The following is a 12874-nucleotide window of genomic DNA, read 5'->3' as shown; positions in this document are numbered from 1 at the left end:
TTATCGGTTAATTTTCTTGGAATCCTCATATCGAAATGCATCTTTCCACATTAACCCTTGTTCCAAAATAATCGCTAACAGGCTTCCGCATATTAATCCATTATTTAAAATGGCTATCACAATCGGAGATAAATGGGCCGTAGCTGATGCAGGAATAAACATTAAACCTACACCCACTAAAAGGGAAAGCCCACTGACAATAAATGTTCGCTCTTCATGAATAACCTTTTTCAATTCCTTTAGCGCTAGTCCGACCATCTTCACAAAAATGACGAAGGTAACAGAATAGCCTATGGGAGCTGGAATCGCAGATATGAAATTCATCATAGGCGGAAACAAGGATATTGAGATCACTAAGCTGCAGCCTATTAAAAATGATTTGCGCTCCCTCATCCCTGTTTGCTCAACATATCCCGCCGCTCCCGAAATAGGGACTGAGCCGACCGCTCCTAAACCACCACTAATAAGATGCGTAATTCCAGAAGTAAACCCGGCGCGCAAATAACGACGATGATCCCCTTGCTTTGGTTTCATAACGGTCTCCATCAAACGGATGGATGCCACTGCATTGGTTATTAATAATAGGGTTAGTAAAAATGCAGTAGTAATTGTCCCGGCATCGAATCGGGGTGTTCCAAATGGGAATATTTCCGGCAGCTTAAATAGAGTATCCGCACGAGAAACCGCCGGCATACTACCGCAGATTATAAATAATAGGCAGCCTATCACTATACTGAGAATTATTGAAAACTGGCTTAGTAATACAAAGCGGCTGTTGCCTAACCAAAAGGTAATGCAGACCACGATCACACTAAGGATGAATACTTTAACATCTAACATGGTGTGGGCTATGGTAATCCCCATCATCCCTTTCATAAAAGATCCGCTTAATTGAAAGATCAATAAAAGTAAATAAATAAAGGTGATGGTTGGAGTAAAAAGACGAGCGATTTTATCCATTAGCTTAAATGCTGAAATTAGGATAAACAACACTCCGCTAATGATCATCGCTCCACTTAAAGCCTGTAAAGCGCCGTTGTTAGAGGAATAGAGTCCCCCCACTAAACTCGCGTAAATGGTAAAAATGCTCCACCATAACCCTGCTGGACCTTCATGAATAGGGAATTTATGACCCATCAGGCCTTGTAAAAATCCAGCTATTGCTAAAGTAATCATGGTGCTCTGAATGAGTCCAGAAGTCTCTATGGGTGTTAAGTTATATAAATCTGCGATAGCAATGGGTGCTGCAATTGCACCAGCGATCATAAAAATCATCCACTGCAATCCTGACAGTATTACCTTCATTTCTTTCTCACTCTCTTTTCTAACAACACTGCACTCTTATCAATAAATCAGCCTTCAACGACTGTGTTAAGAGCTACTTCGACCATTTCATAAAAGGATTGTTCACTTTCTTTATGAGTTAGGTGCTCCTGTCTTAACAATTGACTGCCGACGGTCAAAATCGATAACGCTTTTACACCATATTTAGCGGCTAAAGTGTATAGGGCGGTACTTTCCATTTCTACAGCTAATACACCGAAATCCATGAACTTATGAAGCCGATCTAAATTTTCACGATAGAATTCATCAGAATTATAGATGTTACCAACAAACACCTTTGCATTTTTAGCTTGTGCTTGTTGATATGCTTTCATTAGCAATGAGAAATCTGCCGTTGGTGCAAAATTACAGCCATGAAAGATCTTTTCCGTCATATTACTGTCTGAAGATACTGCTTGGGCTAATATAATATCGCGGATATTGATATCTTCCTGCATCGCGCCACATGTACCAATGCGAATCAATTTCTTAACTTCATAATCGACGATCAATTCTGTTGCATAGATACTCATCGATGGATTTCCCATCCCTGTCCCCTGAACCGACACAGGCACACCCTTGTATAATCCAGTGTATCCATACATCCCTCTTACTTCGTTATAACAATAAGCCTCCTCTAAAAAGTGTTCTGCCACAAACTTTGCACGTAAAGGATCTCCTGGGAGCAAAACGAGCTCTGCTATTTCTCCCTTATTTGCACCTAAATGCCTACTCATAGTTCTTCCTCCAACTTTTAATAGTAAACTGAGGTTTACCGAAATCGCTTTCCACTTGCCTTCAAGTAAAATCAGTTTCGAAACTAGATTGATCATAAGGTTTTTTAACATTACAAACTAGACCAAAAACTTACGGAGCTTACGGAAAATAATTGGTCAAATTATAAAAGCAGTTCTTTACGAATGTTGTCTAAATCTCTTTTAGAGGGGATCGTGGAAATAATAACAACAGGCACTGTCGTTAATGCAACCGGGATATTACTAATGACAAGATCGATATTATTTTGCTGCATGATCTCGTCGGTCAAGCCTTTCATTATGGAAGTATTAAGGATCAACTGATCCCCAATCTCCTTCTTTATCAAATCTGCTATGTAATGACGAATTGAAAATTCTTCCCCGATCACTAAAAAGGCCCTCTTACTTTTATAACGTAAACTCGAGCGGACAATTAAGGTTAGCTTTGTTAAATGAAAATGATTAAACAAAACGGAAGGGTAAGTTTTATTCCACGTTTGCATACAGGTTTGCAATTCTTGATAAATCTGTTGGCATTCCTTTTGAACATATGTTGTTAAATGACTTGTTGAAATCATCATCCATTCAGGAATGGCATTTTCGATTAATAGCTTGTCAAAGAAACCGTAAATCTCCAAAATAAACCGTTCTTGCATATCTAAGTTCGGGTATACCTTTGCTAATAACATTAGAAGTAGATTCCCCATTTGATATTCTTCTTTATCCTTGTGTAATTCGACTTCTTTCATCGGAGTGATCTCTGACCCTTCATAATAATGATATTGGCTGAGACTAACCATGGATTGCATAAAGAATATTTCACTGTTTGGAAATTCAAGGGACAGCTTGTCCTCAAGACGTTTTGCAATAGTTTTCACTGGGAAATAAAACATCCCCTTTTCCCAAGGGTAAGCATTTTCGTCGATTTTCACACATTTTCCTTTAGCCACTCTTTCTATAACAATGGCCAACAAAAACGATAATCTCCTTTTGGAATTGATAAAATATACAATGTTATTCTCATTTTCTATATTTGTGATTAACTGATTAATATAAGCAAAATCAACATTCGCAAAGGGCCAGCCTGTAAACTCATACGCATCACAATATAACTTCCAATAAAAATATCGAATATTCATTTCATTCCCTTTGATCATGGGGGTAGAAAAACTAATGCGTAGCTTATAAGCTTTTAGATCATCATTATTTAATTGCACAATCAATTTCTTCAAAGACGAGGTACTCATAAACATGGCTTCGGAGAGCTCTTCCACTGACAGTCGACCCACATTCGTAAACAAAAAATCCATCAGCCGATAAAAGATGGTTTGTCTGAACATAGAAGAAATCACTTCACTAATCGTACTTCGCCCATCACGTTGAAGAACTATTCCCTTTCCTCTAGAAACCTCAATGGTTACAGTAGATGGTAATTGCTTGCTGATTTCCTCCACCATCTTCCGGATGGTCTTATCAGAGATCCCTAAACTTTTTTCGATTTCCGCTAAGGTAAACCATCTATATTCTGTATCAAGCAGCGTTAATAGTTGACTAGCTAAATTAAATCCCTTATCCATTTTTCCACACCCACTTCAATTTCGTTTTAATTTTTATAGTATAAACAAATTCGCAACCATAACCCTATTATTTTTCAATAAAAAAACCCGGGTTTTATTTACCCGAGTTTCACATCACATTATATTTGTGTTTTTTCTTCTATAGGGCTTATTGCTTTCAACTGCATCGTTATGACGGCTGCAATAACGGCTTTGATGATGTCTCCCGGAAGAAAGGCCAACGCTCCGACAAGACCAGCCCAGATCGAAGTATTGGTTATCAATGCCATGACAGGGGCACCAATCAGACTCACTAGTAATACACCGAAGATTATGTTGATAGCTACCAGCTTCCAAGTTCGAACCTTCGGCCAGATTTTTTCGGAATACCAGCCAATAAGGCCAGCCGCGATTGGAAAACTAAATATGTATCCTGCAGAAGGTCCAACTAACACCGCGATTCCGCCGCGACCGCCAGTCAGTACAGGCAGCCCAATGGCTACTAGTATGATGAAAATAATGAGACTGAGGGCGCCCATCCGTTTCCCCAGAAAACATCCAGCCAACATGACGCCAAGCGTCTGGGCAGTGATCGGAACGGGGATGAAGCCGAGGGGGATGGGCGGTATCATCCCCAACACCGCGATAAGTGCTGCGAATAATGCAGCATAAATAAGTTCTTTTGTCTTCAAAAAAATGACCTCCATTGGATATCAATGATTGTATTCTGGTTAGTAAATACGTCCAGTAAGCTGAATTATAATGGAGATATTCTTTATTGTAAACCATAAATTAATATATGGTTTACAATAGAATGAAATACCATGCTTGAGTTTTTCATATTGTTATATAGAATTAGAGTATCAGTCGCAATCGTTGGATGTTAATCTATTCAATGGGTTTTGGTCGGAGAGTTATACTTTTGGAGGTTTAAGTTCATGACAGTAAAAGAACATATTCTTGCCTTGCTCGACAGTAATAAGGGTGAATATTTTTCCGGCGAGGAAATAGCCGTTCAGTTATCCGTGACGCGCAGCGCGGTCTGGAAAGCCATAAAATCTTTACAGACAGACGGTTATTCCATACAAGCTGTAACCAATAAAGGATATTCCATGTCACCACAAACGGATATCTTATCAACCAGTGCAATTTCAAAGTACCTGGATACTCAGGGGCAAAAGTTACGTGTTGAAGTCTTTAAGACCATATCTTCCACGAATGAAGCCGTAAAAAACCTTGCCTCAAATGGAGAAGCTGAAGGTAAAGTGATTCTTTCGGAAGAACAAACAGCTGGTCGCGGGCGAATGGGCCGGAAATTTTTTTCTCCACCTGGAACGGGTATCTATATGAGCATCCTGCTGCGTCCCAAGCTGTCCGCAACAGACTCAGCTTTATTGACCACTTGCGCCGCTGTAGCTGTAGCCCTTTCTATCGAGAGCGTATCCGGTAAAGAAACGCAGATTAAATGGGTAAATGACGTTTTTATGGAAGGTAAAAAAGTATGCGGGATCCTTACCGAAGCATCCGTGTCACTGGAAAACGGCTGGCTTGATTATGCTGTTCTCGGCATCGGTATCAATGTAGCCCTCCCTTCCGAAGGCTTTCCCAATGATCTTACCGAGATTGCGACAACTGTAATTTCCGAAAACAATCCTTATGGTGATCTCCGCAACCGTCTCGTTGCAGAAGTACTAAACCATTTCATGAGATATTATGAACATTTAACGGACAGATTGTTTCTTTCCGAATACAAAAAAAGGTTAATTTCACTTGGCGAACCTGTGACCGTGATAAAGGATAATGAACAACGTAAAGCAACAGCCATTGATATCGATGACGATTGCCATCTGAAAGTCAGATATGAGAATGGTGACGAGGAATATCTTTCAAGTGGAGAAGTCAGCATTAAAATTTAACTGGAGCTTCGCCTCCAAAGCAGCTAGTGCTGCCTCATGGCAGGCTGCTTCATCATACGAGCCAAAAAAACCTTGCTGATCCAAGGTTTTTTTAGATGAACTTAAAATATCAACTTAAAGCTTAGGATTCTACTGTACTAAAGTATCTAAATCAGGCTGCAATTTGTTCCGCAGAACATACAGCATGATGGCACCCACAAGGAACGCAACAGCATCTGAAATGACGAGCGACCAGACTACTCCGTGGAAACCGTTCATTCGATTAGCGATATACAATACTGGAATCAGAGTAACACCTTGAATAATTGACATAATAAAGGCGGCGGTTCCTTGTGCTGTCGCTTGGAAGATCCCCGTAAACAACGCGGTCGTTCCTGAAATGAACAGGGATAAGAACGTTACATGAAGAATATAGCTGCCCAGTTCAATTAATTGCGGGTCATTCGTAAATAAACCGATTAAGTGGTCGGAAATCAGATATACAATAATGCCGAACACGGCTGCTAATGCCACAGTCACTTTGATTGTGAATGTAATGGTATGCTTCATGCGTAATTTATTGGCTGTAAAAGAGAAGGCAATCAGCGGCACGACTCCCTCACATAAGCCCATCAGAATAACCTCTGGAAATTGTAATAATCGTGATGAAATTCCGAAGGCCGCAATGGCCTGCTCCCCATATTCAACCAGAAAACGGTTAAAGATAAGTGACATTGCACCCATGAAGAGACTCATAACAAAAACGGGTACTCCAATTTTAAATACATTGCTGAGAATGTCTTTGGAAGCTTTGAACCATTTTACAGAGATGGTTAAGAATTGGCTCTTATATCCCATGTGGAAGGCGTAGAATGCACTTGCAACCAAGTTAGAAATGACTGTAGCAGATGCAACCCCGATCACGTCCCAATGGAAGACGAAAATGACTAGCGCATCGAGAATAATATTCACAACAACACTGAGAAGCATGCCGATCATCGAAGTGATCGCTGCCCCCTCCGAGCGCACGATATTCTCCAGCGTGAAGAATAGAACGACGAAAGGTGAACCAATAAGCATAATCGTGACATAGTCCTTCGTGAACCCGAAGGAGTCAGGCGTCGCTCCCAAGCCATGAACGATTGAATCGATCAACGGGATGCCGGCAGCCATCAAAATAAGACCGAGAGCTAAACTGCTGTAAAAGGCGAATGAAGACACATGCTTTACATCATCATATTTTTTCTCTCCCAGCAAACGGGAGATGAATGCACTGCTACCGATACCAATCAAGTTACCTAGCGCCATAATGGCGGCGAATAACGGTAAAGTCAGTGCGAGTGCGGTTAACATCGCAGTATTGCCCAGTGTACCAAGGAAATAGGCATTCAAAATGGAGTATATGACACTCATCGACATGCCTAGCATCATCGGTACTGCGAAGTGAGCTACGGCTTTTGCGACAGGTGCTTTTTCAAAGTAATGGAGGTTTTCTGCATCCATAAGGTTCACCACTATCTTTCTTTATTTTGTTTTTTGAAATTACTTAGAATTCTAACTATCGGTCCAATATGATCCGTGACGCAGCAACAAGCAAACCTGTACCCTAACGACGAGTTTTCAGATTTGGCGTACGAAATTTGACTATTCTTCAGTTTCACATTACGCTGCCTTTGCCGTTCATCTTTCTCTGGTGGAAAGGCAGCGCCTCAGCTACTGTTTGCTAAAAGACTTTAATTACTTATCGTCTGGGCCATGTGATTTGTCAGGTGACGAATTACTGTCATCGCTGGAAGGCCAGCCGAATCCGCGCATGTCACCACGCCCTTCTCCGCCAAATCCAGGGAACCTTCCGCTAAAGCGTTCGTCCCTAGAATTTCCCCACATTCTGTGCATTTGTCCGCGCATAGCCATCATTTTTTCAAATTCCTCTGTTCCCATACGCGCCTTGGCAGCTTCCATCCACATAGCCATCAAATCACGTTCTCCGTCCGATCCAAGTTCTTCCTCCAAAGCTGTAATGACGCGAGTTAGGTAATCCCCGAAAGCTATCTGCTCTTCTGGCGATAAGCGAGAAAATATGTTGCCGCTGTCTATCTCTTGTTTCTCTTCCTCTTGTCCTTTTTGCGTTAGGTAAATCAACATGATACGTTTGTCTGTTTCTGAGGGTTTACGGGTGATGTATTCTGCTTTCTCCAGTTTACCAAGCAATTCATTGAGGGATGATACACGGATGTCCAACATATAGGATAAGTCTTTGGTGCTGATACCGTCTTTCATCCGAAGAAACGCTAATATCCTCCCTTGCCCACGTGATGCGTCGGCCATAGGACCAACCGCGGCATGAGACTTCAAGTGTTGCCTTTGCAACAGCCATTGCAGTTTCGCGAGTTTTTCGTACAATTCAGTATTCATGTCCATAATGAATCCTCCATTAAGTTTTTACGGTACCTGTTTAACTTTATAACGGTACCTGTTGATTTGTATTATAACGGTACCTGTTAGATATGTCAAAATGTTTTTTACAGGTACCGTTAATATGTTGTTTGACTGTTTATGGACGTGGCTTATAAGCTTGCAAACAAATATAAAACCCGCGCGGTGCGCGGGTTATTTTAAAATTATATTGTGATTAGTTTTCATTTTTTATATCTGCAAGCAATCCTTCAAACCACTTCAGAACGGTTTGCTCGCCTATTCGATGTGCCTTGATATTCTACTTATCACCGGCAAGTGTAAGCCACTTGCGGTTATGATGTTCCTGTACTTCAACGGGGGTATCAAAGAAATCACTCAAAACATCTGACTGCAAGCAGTTTACTGTCTCGTCACCTTTGTAGATTTCACCGTTCTTTACCAGCAGCGTGTGCGTGAAGCATGGTGTTATCTCCTCGATATGATGGGTTACATACAGCAAGGTTGGTCCACCAGGTTGCTTTGTTATCTTCTCGATCATCTGCAGCAGCTGTTCACGGGCAAAAATATCTAGTCCCGTGCACGGCTCATCAAGGATTAGTAGATCTGGATTGGCCATTAGTGCGCGTGCAATGAGGACTTTCTGACGCTGTCCTTGCGACAAGGTATCATATGTACGACCAGCCAAAGAAGAGCAGTCTAGAAACTCCATTAACTCCTCGGCTTGTTTTTGATCCTCTTCATTCGTCTTATCATACAGACCAATGGTCGCAAATTTTCCGCTTAGGACGATGTTCAGGGCAGTCTGATGGCCGTACAGCTTCTGCTGCAAGGAGGTGCTTACCCAACCGATTCGTTTGCGTAGCTCTCTCAAGTCCACATCGCCGAAGCGATGGTCCAGCACCTCGACTTGTCCTGTTGTCGGCCAGATATAGCCGTTCACTACATTTAGCATCGTCGTTTTTCCTGAACCGTTCAAACCGACGATACACCAGTGTTGTCCCTGCTTCACTTCCCAATTCATATCGCGTAAGATCATTGTCGTATCACGTTGCCATGATACATTTTTGAGTGATATAATCATGCCCAATTTTCCCTCCTTAAACATGCTTCAATGAGTTCAATATTATCATGGGAAAGTCCTTCCCGTAAAAAAAACATAACCTCAAGATTTTTTTACCAGCGGTTCTACGGACAATTAATCTTTGATTCTCTGTTTGTTTCGGTATACTGTCGGAGGGATCCCGTTAAGCTGTTTAAAAATCTTACTGAAATGATATTCTTCGTAGTACCCGCATAATTTGGCGATTTCCTTAACTGGATAATCGGTAAAAACCAGATAACGACAAGCTTGCTGGTTCTGTAAGTGCATATGGTATTCCTTCGGCCCCATCCCCGTAAATTTCAGAAACATCTTCCGCAAGTAAGATGGCGAAATGCCGTATTTCTCCGCTAATTTCTCGATCCGGTGATGATCCTTATAGTCGTTCTCGAGTGTTTTCTTGATCTGTTCGAAGGCGGCAAAAGCTCCAGACTCCATCAGATTCCAGTCCGGTTGTACGGTCTGGTGCAGCTTATGCAGCAGGATCTGCATTTTAGCCCGGGATACAGCTATGCCATCGGTTAGTCCGGGCAGCCAGTCCTGGTGAATCCCCCAGACCAGCTGGCTAATTTCCTCAGCTTGCTGTTGGTTATATTGGCTTAAGAAGGGAAGTCTCAGTTTTACGATTGGCTTGACTTCCTTCCATACCGCATCATAACTAAGCTCTGCACAATCGAAGAGCAGCATCGTTATGCGAAGTGGAGCATCCATCTGCGAGCGCATGGACAGTTTAAGGCCTGGTTTTAAATAGATTAGCATTCCAGCCTCTACTTTGTGCTCAACATTGGTCAGGAAAACCCCTTTACCTTCATGAATCCAGTACAAGCTGTGCACATTTACCATGTTACGGATGTCCTCCCAGCCGGGATAAGTAGCTTTGTCGAGTACAAAATGGATATGCACTGTGAGGTCATTCAGCTTGTAATCATTTTCTTCCAATTAATATCCCCTCCTGCTGCTAAAAGAGCGATTTAAACAAGACGGCAACGTTTTTTTCTATTCAATGCTTAAACTCCAAATGTTACTATCCATATTATCAAGATGTCTGAAATTCACAATACATTACAGGAAAAAAAGGAGGAACACACTTGTTAAGGACTTTTAGCGAGTATCAAATTCGGAGAACTGCACTGTTGGATGGGCCTTGGGATTTCATGAAGGATCCGTTAAATACGGGTGTTCAAGAAAAATGGTTTGAGCGATTTCCACATTCTTGGCAGTCTCTTTATGTGCCCTCGTGCTGGAATAATGAACTGGGAATGTACGATTATGAAGGTGTCGGTTGGTATCGTAAAAAAATACAGACTGTGAATTCGCAGCATGTCAGACTCATCTTTCATGCCGTGCTGGGCCATGCCGACGTCTATTTGGACGGGCAGCACCTTGGGTATCACTATGGAGGATTTACACCTTTTGAATTTATTGTTCCTTCCTTAGGGGCAGGAGAACATGAGATTATCGTCCGGACGGACAGCACCTTGGACCGACTTACGATTCCTACGGAGCAGGTGGATTGGTTTCATTATGGGGGAATCATACGGTCGGTGGAGCTGCAATATTTGCCTGAACTTTACATCGAACAACTGAAGATTGATTATGAACTGCATGGACCAGATGCCGATGTCACTGTTCAGGTGAGGCTCCATTCCTTCTTTAAGGAGCAGCACACTACAAAGATCACATTCTCCGAAAGCGGACATGAATTGCACTCGGAAGAAGTACAGATTGAAACTGGCCAGACCCTCAGTCATACGTTCAAGTTGCTTATGCCTGAAGTACGTTTGTGGAACGTAGGTCTTCCAGAACTGTATACCTTTCAACTGCGGACAGAGGAAGACGACAAGATTGAACGGATCGGTTTTCGCTATATTGAAACAAAGGATCATCGGATTCTAATTAACGGTTCACCCGTTTATCTTAAGGGGGTGAATAGACATGAAGAGCATCCTGAGTGGGGTTTCGCCTTCCCTCCGAAGCTGATGCACAAGGAGCTCAGTATCATTTTGGAGTTAGGTTGCAATTCCGTCCGGGGTTCTCATTATCCCCAAAGCCCATATTGGCTTGATCTACTCGATGAGCAAGGGATTGTATACTGGAGCGAAATTCCGATATGGGGAGCCTTTCTGCCGAACGAAACAGTAAGTGAGCCGCTCTTCCAGGAGCGTGCACTGACTATGATTGAAGAAATGATCAGCTTGCATATGCATCACCCAAGTGTGATCTTTTGGTCCGTTCATAATGAGATTGATACCCGGACGCAAGAAGCATATGCTTTCACACAAGCTCTAGTCGGATTGGTGAAGAAACTCGACAGTACTAGGCTTGTCACCTACGCTACGATGCATCCACTCGAAGATATTCTACTTCCTTTATTCGATGTTATCGGTATTAATAAATATTTTGGTTGGTACGAAGGCGATACAGCCAGCTTTAAAGACATGCTGGAACAGTTCCATGTGCGTGCGGAGCAGATGGGAGCCGGTGACAAGGTAGTGCTCATGACCGAATTCGGTGGTGCTGGACTATTTGGGGATGTGGGCTGGGAGCAGAGATTGTTCAGCGAGGATTATCAGGCAGATATTGTAACTGAAGCACTGGCGATCTTCAAAAATGATTCGAAAATTGGCGGGACTTACATCTGGCAGTTTGCAGACATCCGCGGCGATCTGAAGAGCAGCAGCAAGAACTTTCGCGACCGTGCCCGCGGCTTCAACAACAAGGGTCTGGTTAATGAATACCGCAAACCTAAACAATCCTTCCGTGAAGTGCGCCGTATCTATCGATCTTGGACAGATTAATATCCACATTGACTAAGAAGCCCATCGTCAACATGGGTTTTTTTAGTGTCTGCATTCTTAGTTCCTTACAGCTGGTGTCGGACGCGATATTTATATAGTTAAGCTGGGCGTATTAAGTCGGTTCTATTCTTCGCGTACTCGGGTAGCAGTAAGTTGATTGTCTATTTTCGGCATTCGATACAAGTGCTTGTCCTCTTACACTGCAGATAGATAAAGGAGTTTTAATCTAGAGTGATCAGTATGGTATGAATAATACTTGTTAATTTCCCATGGTCCGTTGCCGTTTTTACCATTGTACGTAGTCCTAACCAGGCATTCATTAAATAATGGGAAATAGCCTCGGGCTCCAGTGAATTTCTAAGTTCACCTCTTTGCTGGCCAGTCTGAACGAGGTCATATAACAACTTCTCCGTTTTTGAATAGCTATTCTCAACAAAGGATGCAACCTCCGGATCCAGTACTCCCAACTCCACACCCGAATTAACTATGAAACATCCTTGAGGTTCTCCTTCGCTCCTCATCGAAGATTCTAGAAATTGTCGAATGATCTCCTTTACGGGTTCTTGTTTCTCAACCAAGAATCTCATTTTTTTGTTTTGAGTAGATTCGTACCGTTGGAGTGCCGTCAAATATAAGGCGTGCTTATCACCAAATGTATCATAGATACTTCTTCTGTGAATTCCCATACAGTCTACCAAATCTTGCATTGAAGTTTTCTCGTAACCTTGCATCCAAAATAGTTGTATCGCTTTATCTAGTACTTCATTAATTTCAAATTCTTTGCTTCTTGCCATTGTAATCACCTCAAGCAATCATTATACATTTAAGTAAACGATCCGCAAACTAATATATAAAACGTAAATAAAATCAAGCAAGATGCTTGATTTTATTCATAACATGATAACTTAACTGATGCTTACCGAAGAATTCTTACTTTGTCTGCTTATAAACAATCCAGAGTCCAATCTTTTTCCAGCGTATGCAAAAAAGTTGTACCCCACGTTTAAGAATAGGGAAGCCAGTTCTTTTT

The 12874-nt window shown here is 42.0% G+C and carries 11 protein-coding genes; 2 read left to right on the top strand and 9 right to left on the bottom strand.

Annotation, left to right across the window (positions count from 1 at the left end):
• The 4 genes from MHI25_RS16040 to MHI25_RS16025 all read right to left on the bottom strand — a co-directional run bounded on the left by MHI25_RS16040 (position 1) and on the right by MHI25_RS16025 (position 4326).
• Positions 1 to 1305: a purine/pyrimidine permease gene (locus MHI25_RS16040; protein WP_076302118.1), complete on the bottom strand. Its 1305-nt coding sequence runs from the start codon at positions 1303 to 1305 to the stop codon at positions 1 to 3.
• A gap of 47 nt (positions 1306 to 1352) precedes the next feature.
• The gene (deoD, locus tag MHI25_RS16035) at positions 1353 to 2060 is read right to left on the bottom strand and encodes a purine-nucleoside phosphorylase (protein WP_076130497.1); all 708 of its coding nucleotides are present in this window, start codon (positions 2058 to 2060) and stop codon (positions 1353 to 1355) included.
• Between the two features lie 161 nt (positions 2061 to 2221).
• The gene (locus tag MHI25_RS16030; RefSeq protein ID WP_076184941.1) at positions 2222 to 3655 is read right to left on the bottom strand and encodes a helix-turn-helix domain-containing protein; all 1434 of its coding nucleotides are present in this window, start codon (positions 3653 to 3655) and stop codon (positions 2222 to 2224) included.
• 119 nt (positions 3656 to 3774) lie between these two features.
• Complete coding sequence (locus MHI25_RS16025; protein WP_076277335.1) at positions 3775 to 4326, bottom strand: biotin transporter BioY; 552 nt, start codon at positions 4324 to 4326, stop codon at positions 3775 to 3777.
• 246 nt (positions 4327 to 4572) lie between these two features.
• Between MHI25_RS16025 and MHI25_RS16020 the strand changes: the two genes are divergently transcribed.
• Positions 4573 to 5550, top strand: a complete 978-nt coding sequence (locus tag MHI25_RS16020; protein WP_340393557.1) for a biotin--[acetyl-CoA-carboxylase] ligase — start codon at positions 4573 to 4575, stop codon at positions 5548 to 5550.
• A gap of 129 nt (positions 5551 to 5679) precedes the next feature.
• On the opposite strand, the gene MHI25_RS16015 is transcribed toward MHI25_RS16020, so the two are convergent.
• The 4 genes from MHI25_RS16015 to MHI25_RS16000 all read right to left on the bottom strand — a co-directional run bounded on the left by MHI25_RS16015 (position 5680) and on the right by MHI25_RS16000 (position 9985).
• Positions 5680 to 7032, bottom strand: a complete 1353-nt coding sequence (locus MHI25_RS16015; RefSeq protein WP_076130493.1) for an MATE family efflux transporter — start codon at positions 7030 to 7032, stop codon at positions 5680 to 5682.
• Between the two features lie 234 nt (positions 7033 to 7266).
• Positions 7267 to 7950 carry a MarR family transcriptional regulator gene (locus MHI25_RS16010; RefSeq protein ID WP_076130492.1) on the bottom strand — a complete coding sequence of 228 codons (684 nt, stop codon included), beginning with the start codon at positions 7948 to 7950 and terminating at the stop codon, positions 7267 to 7269.
• Between the two features lie 295 nt (positions 7951 to 8245).
• Positions 8246 to 9028, bottom strand: a complete 783-nt coding sequence (locus MHI25_RS16005) for an ABC transporter ATP-binding protein (protein ID WP_076130491.1) — start codon at positions 9026 to 9028, stop codon at positions 8246 to 8248.
• A 114-nt stretch (positions 9029 to 9142) separates the two neighbouring features.
• The gene (locus tag MHI25_RS16000; protein WP_076130490.1) at positions 9143 to 9985 is read right to left on the bottom strand and encodes an AraC family transcriptional regulator; all 843 of its coding nucleotides are present in this window, start codon (positions 9983 to 9985) and stop codon (positions 9143 to 9145) included.
• Between the two features lie 149 nt (positions 9986 to 10134).
• Between MHI25_RS16000 and MHI25_RS15995 the strand changes: the two genes are divergently transcribed.
• The gene (locus tag MHI25_RS15995) at positions 10135 to 11844 is read left to right on the top strand and encodes a glycoside hydrolase family 2 TIM barrel-domain containing protein (RefSeq protein ID WP_340033097.1); all 1710 of its coding nucleotides are present in this window, start codon (positions 10135 to 10137) and stop codon (positions 11842 to 11844) included.
• 221 nt (positions 11845 to 12065) lie between these two features.
• On the opposite strand, the gene MHI25_RS15990 is transcribed toward MHI25_RS15995, so the two are convergent.
• Positions 12066 to 12638: a TetR/AcrR family transcriptional regulator gene (locus MHI25_RS15990; protein WP_076302114.1), complete on the bottom strand. Its 573-nt coding sequence runs from the start codon at positions 12636 to 12638 to the stop codon at positions 12066 to 12068.
• Between the last annotated feature and the right edge of the window lie 236 nt (positions 12639 to 12874).

The organism is Paenibacillus sp. FSL E2-0177 (assembly GCF_037992975.1).
Lineage (GTDB): Bacteria > Bacillota > Bacilli > Paenibacillales > Paenibacillaceae > Paenibacillus_AQ > Paenibacillus_AQ odorifer.
This window is presented reverse-complemented; position numbering and strand designations above follow the sequence as displayed.

Coding starts and splice junctions, on each gene's coding strand:
- MHI25_RS16015 (WP_076130493.1), bottom strand. CDS start 7,032: ATGGATGCAGAAAACCTCCATTACTTTGAAAAAGCACCTGTCGCAAAA.
- deoD (WP_076130497.1), bottom strand. CDS start 2,060: ATGAGTAGGCATTTAGGTGCAAATAAGGGAGAAATAGCAGAGCTCGTT.
- MHI25_RS16020 (WP_340393557.1), top strand. CDS start 4,573: ATGACAGTAAAAGAACATATTCTTGCCTTGCTCGACAGTAATAAGGGT.
- MHI25_RS16005 (WP_076130491.1), bottom strand. CDS start 9,028: ATGATTATATCACTCAAAAATGTATCATGGCAACGTGATACGACAATG.
- MHI25_RS16030 (WP_076184941.1), bottom strand. CDS start 3,655: ATGGATAAGGGATTTAATTTAGCTAGTCAACTATTAACGCTGCTTGAT.
- MHI25_RS16040 (WP_076302118.1), bottom strand. CDS start 1,305: ATGAAGGTAATACTGTCAGGATTGCAGTGGATGATTTTTATGATCGCT.
- MHI25_RS16010 (WP_076130492.1), bottom strand. CDS start 7,950: ATGGACATGAATACTGAATTGTACGAAAAACTCGCGAAACTGCAATGG.
- MHI25_RS15990 (WP_076302114.1), bottom strand. CDS start 12,638: ATGGCAAGAAGCAAAGAATTTGAAATTAATGAAGTACTAGATAAAGCG.